At 39.5% G+C, this 18,284-nt stretch carries 18 protein-coding genes and 1 other annotated feature; of the genes, 17 read left to right on the top strand and 1 reads right to left on the bottom strand.

Features of this window, described 5'->3' with window-relative positions; translation table 11 throughout:
• Positions 1 to 174 precede the first annotated feature (174 nt).
• From polA to rplT, 14 genes are all read left to right on the top strand, one after another.
• Positions 175 to 2,808, top strand: coding sequence for a DNA polymerase I (gene polA / locus HHO41_RS10510; RefSeq protein ID WP_169098280.1), 2,634 nt, complete (start codon positions 175 to 177; stop codon positions 2,806 to 2,808).
• Positions 2,809 to 2,882: 74 nt separating this feature from the next.
• Positions 2,883 to 3,716 carry a DNA-formamidopyrimidine glycosylase gene (gene mutM, locus HHO41_RS10505; protein ID WP_169098278.1) on the top strand — a complete coding sequence of 278 codons (834 nt, stop codon included), beginning with the start codon at positions 2,883 to 2,885 and terminating at the stop codon, positions 3,714 to 3,716.
• A gap of 80 nt (positions 3,717 to 3,796) precedes the next feature.
• A complete protein-coding gene (gene ytaF, locus HHO41_RS10500) occupies positions 3,797 to 4,432 on the top strand; it encodes a sporulation membrane protein YtaF (protein WP_169098276.1) in 636 nt (211 codons plus the stop codon).
• Positions 4,433 to 4,455: 23 nt separating this feature from the next.
• Positions 4,456 to 5,070, top strand: coding sequence for a dephospho-CoA kinase (coaE, locus tag HHO41_RS10495; RefSeq protein ID WP_169098274.1), 615 nt, complete (start codon positions 4,456 to 4,458; stop codon positions 5,068 to 5,070).
• A 187-nt stretch (positions 5,071 to 5,257) separates the two neighbouring features.
• Positions 5,258 to 6,292, top strand: coding sequence for a glyceraldehyde-3-phosphate dehydrogenase (locus tag HHO41_RS10490; protein WP_169098272.1), 1,035 nt, complete (start codon positions 5,258 to 5,260; stop codon positions 6,290 to 6,292).
• Positions 6,293 to 6,489: 197 nt separating this feature from the next.
• On the top strand, positions 6,490 to 6,948 hold the full coding sequence (nrdR, locus tag HHO41_RS10485; protein WP_169098270.1) for a transcriptional regulator NrdR: 459 nt from the start codon (positions 6,490 to 6,492) through the stop codon (positions 6,946 to 6,948).
• A gap of 174 nt (positions 6,949 to 7,122) precedes the next feature.
• Complete coding sequence (locus HHO41_RS10480) at positions 7,123 to 8,547, top strand: replication initiation and membrane attachment family protein (protein WP_348981258.1); 1,425 nt, start codon at positions 7,123 to 7,125, stop codon at positions 8,545 to 8,547.
• A 17-nt stretch (positions 8,548 to 8,564) separates the two neighbouring features.
• Positions 8,565 to 9,497, top strand: a complete 933-nt coding sequence (gene dnaI / locus HHO41_RS10475) for a primosomal protein DnaI (protein WP_169098268.1) — start codon at positions 8,565 to 8,567, stop codon at positions 9,495 to 9,497.
• Between the two features lie 135 nt (positions 9,498 to 9,632).
• Positions 9,633 to 10,505: a putative sporulation protein YtxC gene (gene ytxC / locus HHO41_RS10470; RefSeq protein WP_169098266.1), complete on the top strand. Its 873-nt coding sequence runs from the start codon at positions 9,633 to 9,635 to the stop codon at positions 10,503 to 10,505.
• A 157-nt stretch (positions 10,506 to 10,662) separates the two neighbouring features.
• Positions 10,663 to 10,794, top strand: coding sequence for a hypothetical protein (locus HHO41_RS22635; protein WP_282434281.1), 132 nt, complete (start codon positions 10,663 to 10,665; stop codon positions 10,792 to 10,794).
• 123 nt (positions 10,795 to 10,917) lie between these two features.
• Positions 10,918 to 12,849 carry a threonine--tRNA ligase gene (gene thrS / locus HHO41_RS10465; protein ID WP_169098264.1) on the top strand — a complete coding sequence of 644 codons (1,932 nt, stop codon included), beginning with the start codon at positions 10,918 to 10,920 and terminating at the stop codon, positions 12,847 to 12,849.
• Positions 12,850 to 12,999: 150 nt separating this feature from the next.
• Positions 13,000 to 13,132, top strand: a sequence feature (ribosomal protein L20 leader region).
• 154 nt (positions 13,133 to 13,286) lie between these two features.
• Positions 13,287 to 13,790: a translation initiation factor IF-3 gene (gene infC / locus HHO41_RS10460; RefSeq protein ID WP_169098262.1), complete on the top strand. Its 504-nt coding sequence runs from the start codon at positions 13,287 to 13,289 to the stop codon at positions 13,788 to 13,790.
• A 16-nt stretch (positions 13,791 to 13,806) separates the two neighbouring features.
• Positions 13,807 to 14,007, top strand: coding sequence for a 50S ribosomal protein L35 (gene rpmI / locus HHO41_RS10455; RefSeq protein ID WP_147532583.1), 201 nt, complete (start codon positions 13,807 to 13,809; stop codon positions 14,005 to 14,007).
• 31 nt (positions 14,008 to 14,038) lie between these two features.
• Positions 14,039 to 14,398 carry a 50S ribosomal protein L20 gene (gene rplT, locus HHO41_RS10450; protein ID WP_169098260.1) on the top strand — a complete coding sequence of 120 codons (360 nt, stop codon included), beginning with the start codon at positions 14,039 to 14,041 and terminating at the stop codon, positions 14,396 to 14,398.
• A gap of 305 nt (positions 14,399 to 14,703) precedes the next feature.
• On the opposite strand, the gene HHO41_RS10445 is transcribed toward rplT, so the two are convergent.
• Positions 14,704 to 15,615: a nuclease-related domain-containing protein gene (locus HHO41_RS10445; protein ID WP_169098258.1), complete on the bottom strand. Its 912-nt coding sequence runs from the start codon at positions 15,613 to 15,615 to the stop codon at positions 14,704 to 14,706.
• Positions 15,616 to 15,708: 93 nt separating this feature from the next.
• Between HHO41_RS10445 and HHO41_RS10440 the strand changes: the two genes are divergently transcribed.
• From HHO41_RS10440 to HHO41_RS10430, 3 genes are all read left to right on the top strand, one after another.
• The gene (locus HHO41_RS10440; protein WP_169098402.1) at positions 15,709 to 15,966 is read left to right on the top strand and encodes a DUF1294 domain-containing protein; all 258 of its coding nucleotides are present in this window, start codon (positions 15,709 to 15,711) and stop codon (positions 15,964 to 15,966) included.
• A gap of 139 nt (positions 15,967 to 16,105) precedes the next feature.
• The gene (locus HHO41_RS10435) at positions 16,106 to 16,678 is read left to right on the top strand and encodes a glycerol-3-phosphate acyltransferase (protein ID WP_169098256.1); all 573 of its coding nucleotides are present in this window, start codon (positions 16,106 to 16,108) and stop codon (positions 16,676 to 16,678) included.
• Positions 16,662 to 18,275 carry an aminotransferase class V-fold PLP-dependent enzyme gene (locus HHO41_RS10430; RefSeq protein WP_169098254.1) on the top strand — a complete coding sequence of 538 codons (1,614 nt, stop codon included), beginning with the start codon at positions 16,662 to 16,664 and terminating at the stop codon, positions 18,273 to 18,275. The genes HHO41_RS10435 and HHO41_RS10430 overlap by 17 nt, the downstream gene beginning before the upstream one ends.
• Positions 18,276 to 18,284 lie beyond the last annotated feature (9 nt).

Here is an 18,284-nt window from a genome sequence, read left to right as displayed (position 1 = left end):
TACACTTAAAAACGTAATCCCCCCCTAATTATATGCATGGCAGTTAAGACGAAGGTCGATCCCCCCTTCGTCTTTTTGCATTTCTCATTCGCCATTTTTTCATTTTAAAAACAAGTCATGATAAAATGGTAAAAGAAACAATCGTTATGGGCTACATAGAAGGAGGGCGTTTAATTGGATAAAAAACTTGTATTAATAGATGGTAACTCGATTGCCTATCGAGCATTTTTTGCTTTACCTTTACTTAATAATCAAAAGGGAATACATACGAATGCCGTTTACGGCTTTGCGATGATTTTAATGAAATTAATCGAAGAAGAAAAACCAACCCACATTTTGGTTGCCTTTGATGCAGGCAAATCCACCTTCCGACATCAAACCTTCAGTGAGTATAAAGGGGGGAGACAAAAAACCCCACCTGAACTTTCCGAGCAATTTCCGTTTATTCAAGAGCTACTAGACGCTTTTGGCGTTTCGCGATATGAACTTGAAAATTTTGAAGCGGATGATATCATCGGTACTTACTCGCGTCAGGCTGAACAGGATGGATATCAAGTTAAGGTCATTTCTGGAGATAAGGACTTAACTCAATTAAGTTCGGAAAAGATCACAGTTTGTATCACAAAAAAAGGTATCACCGATATGGAGATTTATACACCAGAACATATTCAGGAAAAATATGGACTTGTTCCAGAGCAAATCATTGATATGAAGGGCTTAATGGGAGATGCATCCGATAATATCCCAGGTGTTCCTGGAGTGGGTGAAAAAACAGCCATCAAGCTGCTAAAAGAATTTAGTTCGTTAGAAAAACTGTTGGAATCAATTGATCAAGTGAGCGGAGCAAAATTAAAGGACAAATTAGCTGAATTTCAGGGTCAGGCGAAAATGAGCAAGCAGCTTGCTACGATTACAACGGAGGCTCCTGTAGAATTACAGCTATCTGAGCTAGAGTATGAAGGTCTCCATAAAGATAAAGTCACACAGCTATTTAAAGACCTGGAGTTTCATACTTTGCTGGAGCGACTTGGAGGAGAATTAACTGAGGAAGTCGCGACGGATTTGCAACCGCTTGATTTTCGCATCATTGAAGAAATACATGAAGATATGCTAACGAACAATACTGCATTTTATTTAGAAATGCTGGAGGAAAATTATCATCATGCCGAGATTATTGGGATTTCATTTGCTAATGAAACAGGCTATTACTATGTTTCTTTAGCGAATGCACTACAGTCAAATGCATTTAAAAAATGGGCTGAAGATGACCAGATGAAAAAGATTGTTTTTGATGCGAAGCGGACGGAAGTGGCATTACGGCACAAAAGTATTCACTTAGCCGGTATTGAGTTTGACCTACTGCTTGCTTCATATATTTTAAATCCGGCTGAAGCCGTTAATGAAGTTGCGGTAATTGCCAAGCGTTACAATTTCAGTGATATTTATACAGATGAACAGATATATGGAAAAGGGGCAAAACGCCAGATTCCTGAGGAGCAGATTGTAGCTGAGCATCTAGTTCGTAAAGCAGATGCTCTGAAGATTTTAGCAGAAAGGCTAGTCAGTGAATTAAAAGAAAACCAGCAGTATGAGTTGTTTACTGAACTTGAAATGCCACTATCCTTGATATTAGCTGATATGGAATTCCAAGGAATTACAATAGATGAAGAGCGCCTCAGGAAAATGGGTGAGGATAATCATCATGCTTTACTTGGACTTGAACGAAACATTCATATGTTGGCGGGTGAAGAGTTTAATATTAATTCGCCGAAGCAGTTAGGTGGTATTTTATTTGAGAAATTAGGACTACCTCCTGTTAAAAAAACAAAGACGGGCTATTCAACGTCTGCTGATGTGTTAGAAAAGCTAGAACATAGCCATGACATTATTAACGAAATCCTTCATTATCGTCAGCTCGGAAAACTGCAATCAACCTATATCGAGGGCTTGTTGAAGGTGATGAATCCGGTCACAAAAAAAGTTCATACTAGATTTAATCAGGCCTTAACACAAACTGGCCGCTTAAGTTCAACGGATCCCAATTTGCAAAATATCCCGATTCGTCTGGAAGAAGGACGAAAAATTCGCCAGGCATTCGTGCCGTCTGAGCCTGGCTGGTATATTTTTGCGGCAGATTATTCGCAAATTGAATTAAGGGTCATGGCACATATTTCCGGTGACCAGAAATTAATTGATGCTTTTAATGCTGGCCTTGATATCCATACGAAAACAGCGATGGACGTCTTTCATGTTAATGAGGATCAGGTTACGTCGAATATGCGTCGCCAAGCAAAGGCAGTTAACTTTGGAATTATATATGGTATCAGTGATTATGGGCTTTCACAATCCCTTGGGATCTCAAGAAAGGAAGCGGGTCTATTTATTGAACGCTATCTTGAAAGTTACCCGAAGGTGAAAGAGTACATGGAGGAAATCGTAAAGGATGCAAAGCAAAAGGGCTATGTAGCGACTTTGCTACAACGTCGTCGCTACATTCCGGAGATTACCGCCCGCAATTTTAATATTCGCAGTTTTGCAGAAAGAACCGCGATGAACACACCGATTCAGGGAAGCGCAGCTGATATTATTAAAAAAGCAATGATCGATATGGCTGCAAGATTAACTGATGAAAAATTAGCATCTAGATTATTGTTACAAGTGCATGATGAATTGATTTTTGAAGTACCAGATAATGAGATCGATGTACTGAAGCGGATTGTTCCGGAGGTGATGGAAAATGCCATCGAGCTGAAGGTTCCACTTAAGGTTGATTATGCATATGGATCAACTTGGTTTGATGCTAAATAAAGTGAATTTGCATAAATTGGTTGTTTAGCTAGTTAACAGGCCGAATAAAGCGATATAGAAAGGTGGGGCGACCTTTGCCAGAATTACCAGAGGTCGAAACGGTAAAACGCACGCTAGAAGCATTAATTTTATCTAAACAGATTGAAAGGGTTGAAGTTTTTTGGCCCAAAATCATTAAATATCCGAATGAAGTTGTCCAATTTCAGGATGCGTTAAAAGGGCAAACCTTACTTGAGATGGGGCGACGGGGGAAATTTTTAATCTTTTATAGTGATGATTTTGCGCTTGTTTCCCATTTGAGAATGGAAGGGAAATACGGGCTGTTTGCAGGTAGCGAACCTGTTGATAAACACACCCATGTTATCTTTTATTTTACCGATGGAACCGAGCTTCGCTATAAGGACGTCCGTAAATTTGGCACCATGCATTTATTTCTAAAAGGAACTGAATTTGAGCAACTTCCGCTTTCACAATTAGGACCAGAGCCATTTTCGAAGGAATTCACTATGGATTACTTAGCGGAAAAACTAACAGCGTCAAACCGGAAAATTAAAGTTTTGCTCCTCGACCAAACCATCGTTGTTGGTCTTGGTAATATTTATGTTGATGAGGCGTTGTTTCGGGCACGCATTCACCCTGAACGTCTGGCATCATCGTTAAGTAGTGAGGAAATAACCGTGCTGCACAAAGAGATTGTGGCTACTTTATCTGAAGCGGTTGCTAAAGGTGGCAGTACGATTCGCTCTTATGTCAATTCGCAAGGTCAAATTGGCATGTTTCAATTAGAGCTTCTTGTCTACGGAAAAAAGCAAGAGCCATGTATCAATTGTGGTACCGAGCTACAAAAAATAGTCGTTGGTGGACGTGGTACTCATTTCTGTCCGGTTTGCCAGAAATTAAAAAGCTAATAATCTTATGAGCGCCATATAACAATGGATAGGCTCCTTCCATATACTATCATAGCGATTGGCAGGAAGGAGCTTATCAAATGGCCTATTCAATCTCACTTTTTCTATTAGCTTTTGCTGTCAGTCTTGACAGTTTTAGTGTGGGGTTAACTTACGGATTACGAAAAATTCGCATCCCGTTAATATCCATCCTGATTATTTCGGGCTGCTCAGCGGTTATCTTATTTTTTGCCATGGGCGTTGGTCATTTCCTGGAAAGATTGTTTTCAACGAGGATGGCTGAAAGTCTTGGAGGACTGATCTTAATCGTGCTTGGTGCCTGGGTGTTGTTTCAATTTTTCCGCCCGGAAAAGGTGACGGAGCCCACAGATATTGAAGGCACTATTATTAATTTTGAAATAAAATCGTTAGGTGTCGTGATTCAAATATTAAAAAAGCCACTTTCTGCAGATTTTGACCAGTCGGGTGTGATTACCGGCGTTGAAGCGTTCATGCTTGGTCTGGCATTATCGCTTGATGCGTTTGGAGCAGGAATTGGCGCAGCGATGTTAGGATATTCTCCCTGGATTTTAGCCGCTTCTGTGACAGTGATGAGTTCATTATTTGTATTTCTGGGAATGCGCTTGGGTGGTATTTTTGCCCAATACGAATGGGTTCAGAAGTTTCTATTTATTCCGGGGGTTATCTTAATTATTATTGGATTGTTAAAATTTTAATACGCATAGGGAAGGTAGTATAAATGGCAGTTATTATTGGTTTAACAGGCGGAATTGCCAGCGGGAAAAGCACCGTGTCTAATATGCTGAAGGAGCTGGGGATACCAGTGATTGATGCTGACGAAGAGGCACGCCTGGCAGTTGAAAAAGGGGAAAAAGCATACGACGAGATTGTTGCGTATTTTGGTAAAGAGATCTTACTTGAGGATGGATCGATAGATCGTCCGAAATTAGGAAGTATTATTTTTCCGAACGAAGAGAAACGAGAGGTCCTCAATCATATTGTTCATCCTGCGGTGAGACAGAATATGCTTAGGAAAAAGGAGCAATATGTTGCGGGTGGGAATGAGCTTGTAGTGTTAGACATTCCGCTCTTGTTTGAAAGTAAGTTAACTTATTTGGTTGATAAAATCATTCTCGTATTTGTTGACGAACAGACACAGCTTAATCGCCTGATGGCCCGAAATAATTTTACTGAGTCTGAAGCGAAATCACGGATAGCCTCTCAGCTTCCATTACGTGATAAACTGCAATGGGCTGATGAAGTGATTAATAACAACGGTTCAATTGTAGATACGAAGCAGCAGTTATTAAAGATTTTATCGCAATGGGGCTACACAAATCATGAATTAGTATGACCTAAAAAAGAAGCTAAAATAGGCTTCTTTTTTTTATTATGTTAGCATAATTAAGGGATTTAACCGAAATGGGTATAAAACTTTTTAAAAATCCGCAATTTAATGCTCACAAATCCAATTTAATATGTTATACTAATTACAACTAATCGAAGAATAAAGTATAACATATTGCGGAAGGAGCCATACAATGAAGGCAAAAGTAGCGATTAATGGTTTTGGACGAATTGGAAGAATGGTATTTAGAAAGGCAATCCTTGAAAATGATATCGATGTGGTAGCGATTAATGCCAGCTATCCGGCCGAAACGTTAGCACATTTAATTAAATATGATACTACACACGGAAAATTTCCTGGTGAAGTCATTCCTAGTGAGGATGCACTTACTGTAAATGGTAAACGCGTACAATTATACGCTAACCGCGATCCAAAACAATTACCTTGGGGAGAGCTTGGTATCGATATCGTTATCGAAGCAACAGGTAAATTTAATGCTCGTGATAAAGCAGCATTACACTTGGAAGCAGGAGCGAAGAAAGTAATCTTAACTGCCCCTGGTAAAAATGAAGATGTGACAATCGTAATGGGTGTTAACGATGAGAAGCTTGATATCGAGAAACACGATATTATCTCAAATGCTTCGTGTACAACAAACTGCCTAGCACCAGTTGTTAAAGTTCTAGAAGAAGAGTTTGGTATCATCAACGGTTTAATGACTACAGTTCATGCTTATACAAATGACCAAAAGAATATTGACAACCCACATAAAGATTTGCGTCGTGCGCGTGCGTGTGCCCAAAGCATCATTCCAACATCAACTGGAGCTGCTAAAGCACTATCATTAGTATTACCACAAATGGCTGGTAAGCTACACGGTATGGCGTTGCGTGTCCCAACACCAAATGTTTCTTTGGTGGATTTAGTTGTGGACTTAAAGAAGGACGTTACTGTGGATGAAGTAAACTCAGTATTCTATGCTGCAGCGAAAGGTCCTTTAAAAGGAATTCTTGACATTACTGATGAGCCGTTAGTATCGGTTGATTTTAATACAAATGAAAACTCAGCAACTATTGACGGTTTATCAACTATGGTAATCGGCGATAACAAAGTAAAAGTACTTGCATGGTATGATAACGAGTGGGGTTATTCTTGTCGTGTAGTTGACCTTCTTAAGCATGTTGCAAACGCAATGGCTAATCATAACTCTAAAGTTAAAGTTGGGTAACTAAATTATTTTGAAATATGAAAACTGCTTGCTGATTGGGGGATCAGCAAGCAGTTTTTTTGCATTTATGTACATTGAGTATGGCGATTGATGGTATTATTTTAGGAGTGCTACTTGTCCAAGTTCCCTCTTTTTTATAAGATAGTATTGGAAAGATTTTAATGAAGAAAAATTATTAGGAATTGGAGCGCTGACGAATGAAATGCCCTTCATGTCAACATCATAATACACGTGTTCTCGATTCTCGACCTGTTGATGAAGGTAAGTCGATTCGCCGCAGAAGAGAATGTGAACAATGCAGTTATAGATTTACGACTTTTGAAAAAGTAGAAGAAATCCCTTTAATCGTGGTGAAAAAAGAGGGAACTAGAGAAGAGTTTAATCGTGAAAAGATTTTACGTGGCTTAATTAAGGCATGTGAAAAACGCCCGGTTGCATTGAAAGAGCTCCAGGAAATTACGATGGAAGTTGAAAAGGAGCTTCGCAACCAGGGAATATCTGAAATTAAGAGTGATATGATTGGCGAAATGGTAATGGATAGACTGGCAAAAATCGATGAAGTAGCTTATGTCCGTTTTGCCTCTGTTTACCGTCAATTTAAGGATATTAATGTCTTTATTGAAGAGTTGAAGGAATTAATCAAGAAGGAAATATAACCTGAGCTAAATGAAGCAATTAGCTCTTCTTTTTTTATTGTCTAGCTCCAGGCGCCATCGGCTCGAGGTCATAAGCCAATCCGTCTAGAAGGTAAAAAGCAACCTTCTAGACGGCTCGTCTTATGCTTGTCGCCGATAAACGGGCGCCTTGCGCTTTTCTTATAAGGGAAAGGTATGATCAAGATGGCCCAGCATTGGCAAGAGCTCATCCCAATCGATCGATATGTTGTATTCGTGAACGGACTGCTTCATGACTATGACAGAAAAGTATTGACGTTTTTATATCAACCATTAATTGGTGCAAAAAGTTTAAGCTTATATTTGACGCTTTGGGCTGAATTGGAGGAAAATCGAATTTGGTCCGAGGCAAGCACCCATCATCGACTCATGACTCTGATGGATTTAAAACTTAATGATATTTATGAAGCAAGATTGAAGCTAGAAGGAATTGGGTTGATGACTACGCTTCTTCGCAACGAAGAAAAGGAGCGAAACTTCATTTATCAGCTCGAACCCCCTTTTACTCCGGAACAGTTTTTCTTAGATGATATGCTTAGCATTCCATTATATCGAAAATTGGGACCAAAGCAGTATCAACGCCTCAAACAATTTTTTAGCCATAAGCGGGTCGATGTTTATAATGGGTTTAGCAACGTGACGAGAAGCTTTGATGATGTTTATGAAATTCTTCCACCTTCTGCTTTAAAAATCAATTCAGACATGTCAAATGATTTAACAGTCGATGGGGGGAAGGAATTTATCGGGAGAAAATCAGCTTCAGACCTTGAACTAAGGCATTTTTCTTTTAATTTTGAGCTTTTGGAGGCAGGGTTATCAGAAAATCTTGTTCCAAAGAGCGCTTTGACTGATAAGGTGCGGGAAGCGATCAGTAAGCTAGCTTATTTATATGGGATTGATGCGATTCAAATGAAAAATATCGTCATTGATGCCACCGACCAAGGTGTAACCAATATTGACGCATTGCGGACTTGCGCGAAGGATTGGTATGAATTTCACCATGGCGGGTTGCCTTCCCTTGTTGATAAAACGCAGGCCTTACCATTCAAAGACATCCATAATGAACCGATTACAAGAGAAGAAAAACAGATTGCTTATTTTGAAACGAAATCCCCCCGAGAATTTTTACGCGAGCTAGGAGGCGGCGAGCCTTCAAGAGCTGATTTAAGCTTACTTGAAGGAATTATGTTTCAACAACGACTTGAACCTGGTGTTATTAACGTATTGATAGATTTTATCATGAGAACCAATGACATGAAATTGCCAAAAGCCTTTACTGAGAAAATTGCAAGCCAATGGGGGCGTAAGCAAGTTAAAACAGTAAAAGAAGCTATGGATTTGGCACGGAAAGAGTATAAAGATAGGCAGCAATGGGTGTCTAAGAAGGATTCAAATAAAAAGCCACAATCCAGTTATAATAAAAAGCCAATTAGGACTGAACTATTACCTGATTGGTTTCATGAAAAAGATAGCAATGAAAATCAGGCTGCTACAGAGCCGCTCCAAACTGATGTAGTAGACTCTGATTTTGAAGCAAAGAAACGTGCCTTAGAAGAGAAAATAAAAAATTTACGGAAATAGGAGGTGACTAGCTCAGAATGGAAAACATCAGAGATACTTTAAAGCGGTTAGGTGCGAACGAAAGCTTTCAAAAGCGCTATGAAAAAATGCGCCACGAGATTATGAACAATCCAGATGTTCGCGCCTTTTTAGCACAACATCAAGATGAAATTACTCATGATATGGTCGAAAGAAGCTTAATGAAGCTTTATGAATATTCAACGCAAAAAAAGGGTTGCCAAAATTGTTCGAGCCTCGACAATTGTGCGAATCTGATGAAGGGGTATGAACCGGAGCTTTTGATACGTAGGAATGCCATCGATATTCAGTACGATCGCTGTCAGCGTCAGGTAATGTACGATGAGCAAAGGAAGAACGAGAAGCTCATCCAAAGTATGCATTTTCCAAAGGATATGCTTCATGTAACCTTTAAGGATATTGATGTTAACACTAGTGGTAGATTGCAAGCGGTCGAAAAAGCCTATCTGTTTGTAGAAAATTATCTTGCCGGAAAAAAACCAAAGGGTTTGTATTTGTATGGTAAATTTGGTGTTGGTAAATCGTATTTGCTTGGTGCAATCGCCAATGAGTTAGCAGAACAAAAGATTCCATCGATGATTGTGTATGTACCGGAGTTATTCCGAGAATTAAAAAATTCAATCGCTGATGCCACATTGAACGATAAGCTTGAAGGAATAAAAAAACAACCGGTGTTAATGCTCGATGATATTGGTGCGGAAACGATGTCAAGCTGGACCCGTGATGAGGTACTAGGCCCAATTCTTCAATATCGGATGCTTGAAAATCTTCCGACATTTTTCACATCTAATTTCGATTTTCATGAGTTAGAGCACCATTTGACTTATACGCAGCGCGGCGAAGAGGAGAAAATGAAGGCGGCTCGGGTGATGGAACGACTTCGCTATTTAGCCGAACCGATTCAGCTAGATGGCCCCAATCGCCGTTTGTAAATAGTTTCTAAAACCAGTGAGCGATTTGGTCGTCTCTCACTGGTTTTTTTATTGTTACTTCTAACTCGACTGCTTCTAAAATTGGACATCCCCCCATATACATATAATCAGAGATTTCAAAAAGGGGGGATTTGGTTGATTGAAATCCACTTTCAGTGCCGAGAGGATGCCATGCCTTTTTATCAATTAGTCAAAAACAATCTACTAACCTCTCAACCTGACAATCATATTCTTCTAGAAGAGGACCAGCCGATTATTAAAATAATAACGGAAGCTTTAACTGAACAGGCTTTTTATGAGATTAAAAATCTCTTTTATGAGTTTATCCTTTATACAAAATGTGATGATTGGTTCCGCACCATCCTCACAGAGCGTTTTTTATATAATGATGAAGAAGAAATTCAACAAATCCTTGATATTATCCATTCGATTTTAGAAGGCGAACGCAGTGAACTGGCAGAGTTGATTAAGGATTCCGAGGAGAAAAATCTGCTGAGGCAGGCCATCAATCACATGATGAAACGAAATATTTCTTTTTCCTTTGATTCGTTTGTTAAATTTCGCTTGCGGGAATTTTGCTCAAGACTTGAACGGTATGTCGAGCTTTCGATAGATGAGTACAAAATGGAACAAGATTATCAAATGTTTATTCAAACGCTACGTGAATTTATTTCGACGAGGTCTGCGTTAGTCAATTGTCTGCACATCTTAATTGATGAGGATATTTTATTTTTTGATGGTGAATTTTTGGAAATTAAGCGGATGCAATTAACGAAAATGATTGATCGTAAGCTCTTATTTAATCATCCTGTTTATGTAGATTCCACGACAATTGCACCGCTATTATCGATAGCTCCTGAAAATATATATTTATACAGCAAGGAACCTGAACAGCCTTTAATTCGCACGATCTGTAATATTTTTGAGGAAAGAGTTTTGATTGAAAGCGTGACAGCCTTTTATGAACGCAGAAATAAGTGTTCGGAAATTGATAAAAGAATCCCTTGATTTTCCTGAATTGACACACTATAATTACGTACATAATAACTGAATCATTATTGTGATGATAAGGACATGGGTATTCTTTTACGGTTTCTAGAGAGGGAAGACTTGGCTGGAAGCTTCCTAGCACGAATCGAATGCTTACCACCTTTGAGCTTCAGCTGTGAATATGATGGAAATTATCGCGCTAACTGTGGCCCGAGTTTCATTAGTAATAGCTGACGGCGAACTGCCGTTACCAGAACCAAAGTCGTTTTTCGCGGGTGGAAGTGTTTCGCGGAAAATTGTGAACTAGGGTGGAACCACGTGTACACAACTCGTCCCTTCTTATAGGGACGGGTTTTTTTATGCTTTAAAGCGGTGGGGGACAGTCCCCCACTGCGTTAAAGCGTTACAATTTATAAAGGAGGATTTATCAATGGCAGATGTTGTTAAGATTGCGTTTCCAGATGGAGCAGTGAAGGAGTTTCCTAAAGGAACGACAACAGAAGATATTGCTGCTTCCATTAGTCCGGGATTAAAAAAGAAAGCCATTGCCGGTAAACTGAACGGAAATATGGTTGACCTTCGCCGTGCTATCGAAGAAGACGGAGCAATCGAAATTGTTACACCAGAACATCAGGACGCGCTCGAGGTGCTTCGTCACAGCACGGCACACCTTATGGCACAAGCCATCAAGCGCTTATATAAAGACGTAAAACTAGGAGTTGGACCGGTTATTGAAGGTGGTTTCTACTACGATATCGACCTTGAGCAATCGTTAACTCCAGAAGATCTTCCACTTATCGAAAAAGAAATGGCGAAAATCGTAAAAGAAAACGTCGATGTAGTTCGCGAAGAAGTAAGTCGCAATGACGCAGTCAAACTTTACAAGGAAATTGGCGACGAATATAAACTAGAATTAATTGAAGCCATTCCTGAAGACGAGACAGTAACAATTTATAAGCAAGGTGATTTCTTTGACCTTTGCCGCGGGGTACATGTACCTTCAACCGGCAAAATTAAAGAGTTTAAATTGTTAAGCATTGCCGGAGCTTACTGGCGCGGCGATAGCGACAATAAAATGCTTCAACGTATTTACGGAACAGCTTTCTTCAAGAAAGAAGACCTTGCTGAGCACTTACGTTTATTAGAAGAAGCAAAGGAACGTGACCACCGTAAAATTGGTAAAGAGTTGAACATTTTCACAAACTCGCAATTGGTTGGTCAAGGTTTACCATTGTGGCTTCCAAAAGGCGCAACAATCCGTCGTATCATCGAGCGCTATATCGTCGATAAAGAGGTTAGCCTAGGTTACGATCATGTCTATACTCCAATTATGGGAAGTGTAGATTTATACAAAACTTCTGGGCACTGGGACCACTATCAAGAAGATATGTTCCCGATTATGGACATGGACAATGAACAGCTCGTTTTACGTCCGATGAACTGTCCGCACCATATGATGGTTTACAAAAATGGAATTCATAGCTACCGTGAACTGCCAATTCGTATTGCAGAATTAGGCACAATGCACCGCTATGAAATGTCTGGAGCTTTATCCGGCTTACAACGGGTCCGTGGAATGACATTAAATGATGCTCACGTATTCGTTCGTCCGGATCAAATTAAGGATGAGTTCAAACGCGTTGTAAATCTAATTTTAGAGGTTTATAAGGATTTCAATCTTGGTGATTATTCCTTCCGTTTATCTTATCGTGATCCACAAGATACTGAAAAATATTTTGATGATGATGCGATGTGGGAAAAAGCGCAAAGCATGCTGAAGGAAGCAATGGATGACTTAGGTCTTGACTATTACGAGGCGGAAGGCGAAGCGGCATTCTATGGTCCGAAGCTAGATGTTCAGGTCAAAACTGCTCTAGGTAAGGATGAAACACTATCTACTGTACAGCTAGACTTCTTGTTACCTGAACGCTTTGATTTAACTTACGTTGGTGAAGACGGCAAACAACATCGTCCGGTTGTTATCCACCGTGGTGTTGTATCAACAATGGAGCGCTTTGTTGCCTTCTTGATTGAGGAGTATAAAGGAGCATTCCCAACATGGCTTGCACCTGTTCAAGTTCAAGTGATTCCGGTTTCACCAGATGTTCATTTTGAATATGCGAAAGAAGTTCAAGCTCAACTTAAAGCTGCAGGCTTCCGTGTGGAATTGGACGGTCGTAATGAAAAAATCGGCTACAAAATCCGCGAAGCACAAATGCAAAAAATTCCATATATGCTTGTTGTTGGTGACAAAGAGGTAGAATCTAAGTCTGTCAACATGCGTAAATATGGTGAGCAAAACTCAGAAACAGTAGCGTTTGAGCAATTCTTAACTGATATAAAAGCAGAAGTATCTCGGTAACGTAATCGCTTTTTGATTTTTGTTAAAATAAAAAAGTTCTTGTCAAAAATCAAGTCTATGTGTTAAGATTCTCTTTGTTGTTATAAAAACATCGTTTGACACATCGTCTAGGTTTATGATATAGTTATCAAGGTAAATTGAATACGAGTTTGAGAAAAGAAGAAGCACCCGCTTCTCACCTGATTGACGCTATAGAAGCTGTCGGTAGGTTTACGGATAAACATGTTTATTATTGTATGTTAACGTAAGTGTGGGTGTATTGCGCCCACACTTTTTTATTTGCATTATAAGCGGTTTATGATCTGTCGATTCAACTTTGTGCTAATCAATTGGTGAGATTTGGAGGGAAGCTTTCCGCTTTAATCCGATTCGAATTCTTGATTCAAACGTTGTATTCGCTGAAAAAACCTTGGAGGTGTCTAACTATTAGTAAAGACATGTTGTTAAACGAGGGTATTCGTGCCCGTGAAGTTCGTCTCATTGACCAAAATGGCGAGCAGTTGGGGATTAAGTCAAAAATTGAAGCGTTAGAAATTGCTACGCGTGTCAATCTTGATCTCGTGTTAGTCGCTCCGAATGCTAAGCCTCCAGTAGCCCGTATCATGGACTACGGAAAATTCCGCTTCGAGCAACAAAAGAAAGAAAAAGAAGCTCGTAAAAATCAAAAGATTATTACGACTAAAGAAGTCCGTTTAAGCCCAACCATTGAAGAGCATGACTTTAACACAAAGTTAAAAAATGCCATTAAATTCTTGGAAAAAGGCGATAAAGTAAAAGCATCGATCCGTTTCAAAGGACGTGCCATTACTCATAAAGAAATCGGTCAACGTGTATTGGTTCGTTTTGCGGAAGCTTGCACAGAGGTTGCAAGTGTGGAATCACATCCAAAAATGGACGGCCGTAGCATGTTTATGGTCTTAGCACCTAAAAACGACAAGTAACAAGGAGGAAGCTCTAATGCCAAAAATGAAAACTCACCGTGGCGCTGCTAAGCGTTTCAAAAAAACTGGAACAGGTAAATTAAAGCGTGACCACGCTTATACTAGCCACTTATTTGCAAACAAATCTACTAAAGCTAAGCGTAAGCTTCGTAAAAGTGGAATGGTTTCAAAAGGCGATTTCAAACGCATTCGTTTCTTATTAACTAATCTTAAGTAATCTCGAACGATTCATATAGGAGGGAAAACACATGCCACGTGTAAAAGGCGGTACAGTTACGCGCAAGCGTCGTAAAAAAGTTCTTAAATTAGCAAAAGGTTATTTCGGTTCTAAACATACATTATACAAAGTTGCTAACCAACAGGTTATGAAATCATTACAATATGCATTTCGTGACCGTCGCCAGAAAAAACGCGACTTCCGCAAACTTTGGATCACTCGTATCAACGCAGCTGCACGCATCAACGGTCTTTCATATAGCCGTTTAATGCATGGATTAAAGCTTGCTGGTATCGAAGTTAACCGCAAAATGCTTGCTGACTTAGCTATCTCTGATGCTCAAGGATTCGCACAATTAGCAGACGTTGCTAAACAACAATTCAATAAGTAATCATTGAATGTATGATAAGTAGTAGGCCACCCTCTCGAGTTGAGAGGGTGGTTTTTTTGATTTTGGAATTTTTGTGTGAATCGTGCCCGTGGCGGTGCAAAAAATGATTGGGAGGTAACGATAAGAAGTCTATCGTGCCCGTGGCGGTGCAAAAAATGATTGGGAGGTAACGATAAGAAGTCTATCGTGCCCGTGGCGGTGCAAAAAATGATTAGGTGGTAACGATAAGAAGTCTATCGTGCCCGTGGCGGTGCAAAAAATGATTGGGTGGTAACGATAAGAAGTCCCTCACCTTACCGCTTATCCTAAATATAGTAAGAAGATGGTCCGAACAAAACAAGATTATATTTTTTTGCCAACAACCTCCTAATTGTTTTCTTAGAAAGCCCCATACCACACCACTCATGAACCAACTTTGTAGTAATTCTTAACTCCGGAAAAAGAAACCTCAATTCCTCCACATTTCGTAAAACTGCATTATCTACAACTTCGATACAACCACATTTCCTACAAATGAATTTATTTTCAATCACCACTGTTTCTAACGAAAAACACCTCCCGCACATCATTCCTTTATCAATCGTTTGATAGCTAAAGGCTGGAATTTTCATATTCTTTGACACAGGTTGATGTAAAGATATCAATTGTTCAGCGAGATCATAATGCATTTCGTGCAACGACGAAGGTGTTTTATTTAGCTTATTTATGAATCGATTTAGCTGGGTTGGATGGATGATAGGCAAATTTGGTGTAGAATGGTATAGGTGGAACTCGGGGTTAACGAAAATAAGGTATGGTTTAACAGTAATTTTAAAGCCTAGCTCGCGTATTAATTGGCGAATGGCTGTTTCACTTCTTTCTAATTGAAGCATGGGATTTTTCCTATCATTTTTTGGAAAGGTATACCATTTATTGTCTTCGATAAAAAAATCCCCTTCGAAATTTTTGACATCAAATAGGTATAATGTGTTTTGTGAGATTAAAAAAGTATCGTTTTGAAATTCGGTGTTGTTCGCTTCAAGTAAGAGATCATTTAAGATGAGGCAGTTAAGTGAGAGGTTTTTGAGTAGTAGTTGATCGAAGGTGAGTTCTCCGGCATAACCTTTTTCTAAATTAGAATAGTAAAGTCGTTCTTTGTCAGTTAACTTTGATCTTGTGTTTAACGACCTCATATACTTTAAAGATATAGGGACAGGACGTTGTTTTCGGATTTCCATATTTTATCTCCATTCTTTATTGTAATATATTAATTTTAGAAAAAATTTAAACATTATACAAGTAATAACCAGGAGGTTAAATCATTGAACGTCATGACATGGTTTTTAGTAATCGTTAACGCAGTTGGATTCTATATTATGGGGGAAGATAAAAGGCGGGCGAAAAAGCATGAATATCGCATTTCTGAGCGTACACTTTGGCTCACAGCGGCAATGGGTGGCGCCTTTGCAATGACGATTGCTATGTACGTATTTCATCATAAAACAAAGCACACTTCTTTTAAACTAGGATTTCCATTCCTAGCAATTGTACATGCTGCACTAATCATTTATTTTTCATCGAATTTTTAGCCAAACCCTAAGACTGCTTCATTTTTTACACAAAATAAACAAAATGTCTTATATCCACCAACATTCTAAAATATTATCATTAAAAATAGAGACGGAGTCACGGATATAAACGTCTAAATATGTACAGGGAGGCCTTAGCATGTTTCTGTATTGGCTGTTTGCCTATTTCTTAGGAAATATGATGACTGGCTTTCTGGTTGTCAGGCTCATCGGAAACGATGATATTCGTAAGCAGGGTAGTGGGAATGTCGGAGCGAGGAATGCTGGCCGCATCCTGGGTAAGAAAGGCTTTATTCTCACGTTTCTTGGTGATGCGTTAAAGGGTGCACTTATTGTTCTTATTGCGAAGTATTTCGGATTCGCAGACGAAATCCTCCTTGTGGGAATAGCGTTAGCCATCCTCGGTCATATTAAACCGATTTTGTTGGGGTTTCAGGGTGGAAAGGGAATTTCGACGTTTATCGGGGGGATAATTACGTTTGAGCCACTCCTTATTCCGATTATCATTGCTGGATTTCTCGTTATCTATTTGTTTATTAAGAGCTTTACGTTTGCCGGACTTGGCTCGTTTGTGTTAATCCCAATCACGCTTTATTTTCTCCACTACTCAAACATAAGCTGCATTATCACTATTGGAATCTTAATTATTCTTTATTTTGCCCACCGTGAAAATATTAAGGAAAGGTTGAGCAAACATGAGCGAAAATCATGAATATTTATTTAAAATTGCCACCCATCCTCATGAATTACAGCAGATTCATCAGTTGAACTATCAAACGTTTGTGAAGGAAATCCCACAGCACCATGAAAATGAGCAGGAAATGTTAATCGACCCATTTAATGATGAAAATACATATATCATTTGTTTAAAAGAAACACAGGTAATCGGGATGATTGCAGTGCGCGATAAGCGACCGTTCTCTTTAGATAAAAAAATCGGGCCAGTTGAAGCCGCACTCCCGAGCCATATTCAGACTAATAAGCTATGTGAAATTCGGTTGCTGTCTGTTGACAAAGATTATCGCCAGGGCCGGGTGTTTCTTGGTCTTGCTCAATTTTTGGCTCGCTACTGCTTACACAAAAGCTATGATGCAACTGTTATTTCGGGAACGACGCGGCAACTTAAGCTTTATCGTCAAATGGGATTTGAACCATTTTCACACCTTATTGGCAGCGAGGATGCCCAATATCAACCAATGTATTTGACGAAGACTACGTTTGACCAGTCACTCGCGGGGAGAATTATTAAACCGCCGATTCATTTTCTGCCAGGTCCGGTTCCGATTTTACCATCAATCAAAGAAGCTTTTGCAAAAGAGCCGATTTCCCATCGTTCAGAAGCGTTCATCGAACAACTCACCGATACGAAAAGGCGATTATGCGAATTAATGAATAGTCAACACGTGCAAATTCTCCTTGGCTCCGGTACTTTAGCGAATGACATGATTGGAGCCCAACTATCATTATTAAACGGAACTGGCCTGATCTTAATCAATGGCGAATTTGGCACAAGGCTTAAGGAGCAAGCGGAACGCTTTGGCCTCACTTTTGATACCCTCGAGAAGGACTGGGGACAACTATTTTCAATTCGGGAGATTCTTGAAAAAATAAATACAGGTCATACTACGCCTACTTGGATATGGATGGTTCACAGCGAAACCTCAACTGGAATCCTAAATGATCTGGAATCCATTACGGCAATCGCTGCTGAACATGATATTAAGGTTTGTGTAGATTGTATTAGCTCAATTGGTACGGTGCCAATCGATTTAAGTAGAGTATATTTAGCGTCTGGTGTTAGCGGTAAAGCACTTGGTGCCTTCACGGGGCTGTCGTTTGTATTCCATCAGCATCAGGTTAAGCCGTCAAAGCGACTGCCGAATTATTTGGATCTCGGTTTGTATGAGGAACATGACAGCATTCCATTTTCACATTCATCAAATCTGATAAATGCCTTACATACAGCTTTACAATTTGATTTTCATGAGCAATGCAACAAAATAAATCAGCATTATCGTTTGATTCGCGAAAACTTGGAAAAAGTGGAATTAGAGATTCTTGCCCCAAAAAATCACGCAGCACCGATTATCATGGCGGTTGTCATACCTGAGTCAATCAGTGCAACTGTCATTGGGGAAATTGTTCGCTTTCACGGGTATCAACTTCATTACCAAAGCAGCTATTTACGTGCGAGAAATTGGATTCAGATTGCAACAATTGGTGATTATCAGGATGAAGAAATTGAAAATATGGCCCGGATTTTAGCAAGAGCCATCCAATATGAACGAAAAATACTTGAAACGAAATAATCTATATGA

The sequence above is a fragment of the Bacillus sp. DNRA2 genome (assembly GCF_012843265.1).
Lineage (GTDB): Bacteria > Bacillota > Bacilli > Bacillales > Cytobacillaceae > Bacillus_BU.
Note: the sequence above shows the minus strand (reverse complement) of the source record. Positions and strands in the feature narration are given on the sequence as shown.

Bases quoted from the DNA above. Each gene is read 5' to 3' on its own strand.
- ytaF (WP_169098276.1), top strand. From the start codon at position 3,797: ATGGCCTATTCAATCTCACTTTTTCTATTAGCTTTTGCTGTCAGTCTT.
- coaE (WP_169098274.1), top strand. From the start codon at position 4,456: ATGGCAGTTATTATTGGTTTAACAGGCGGAATTGCCAGCGGGAAAAGC.
- HHO41_RS10490 (WP_169098272.1), top strand. From the start codon at position 5,258: ATGAAGGCAAAAGTAGCGATTAATGGTTTTGGACGAATTGGAAGAATG.
- nrdR (WP_169098270.1), top strand. From the start codon at position 6,490: ATGAAATGCCCTTCATGTCAACATCATAATACACGTGTTCTCGATTCT.
- HHO41_RS10480 (WP_348981258.1), top strand. From the start codon at position 7,123: ATGATCAAGATGGCCCAGCATTGGCAAGAGCTCATCCCAATCGATCGA.
- dnaI (WP_169098268.1), top strand. From the start codon at position 8,565: ATGGAAAACATCAGAGATACTTTAAAGCGGTTAGGTGCGAACGAAAGC.
- thrS (WP_169098264.1), top strand. From the start codon at position 10,918: ATGGCAGATGTTGTTAAGATTGCGTTTCCAGATGGAGCAGTGAAGGAG.
- infC (WP_169098262.1), top strand. From the start codon at position 13,287: ATGTTGTTAAACGAGGGTATTCGTGCCCGTGAAGTTCGTCTCATTGAC.
- rpmI (WP_147532583.1), top strand. From the start codon at position 13,807: ATGCCAAAAATGAAAACTCACCGTGGCGCTGCTAAGCGTTTCAAAAAA.
- rplT (WP_169098260.1), top strand. From the start codon at position 14,039: ATGCCACGTGTAAAAGGCGGTACAGTTACGCGCAAGCGTCGTAAAAAA.
- HHO41_RS10445 (WP_169098258.1), bottom strand. From the start codon at position 15,615: ATGGAAATCCGAAAACAACGTCCTGTCCCTATATCTTTAAAGTATATG.
- HHO41_RS10440 (WP_169098402.1), top strand. From the start codon at position 15,709: ATGACATGGTTTTTAGTAATCGTTAACGCAGTTGGATTCTATATTATG.
- HHO41_RS10435 (WP_169098256.1), top strand. From the start codon at position 16,106: ATGTTTCTGTATTGGCTGTTTGCCTATTTCTTAGGAAATATGATGACT.
- HHO41_RS10430 (WP_169098254.1), top strand. From the start codon at position 16,662: ATGAGCGAAAATCATGAATATTTATTTAAAATTGCCACCCATCCTCAT.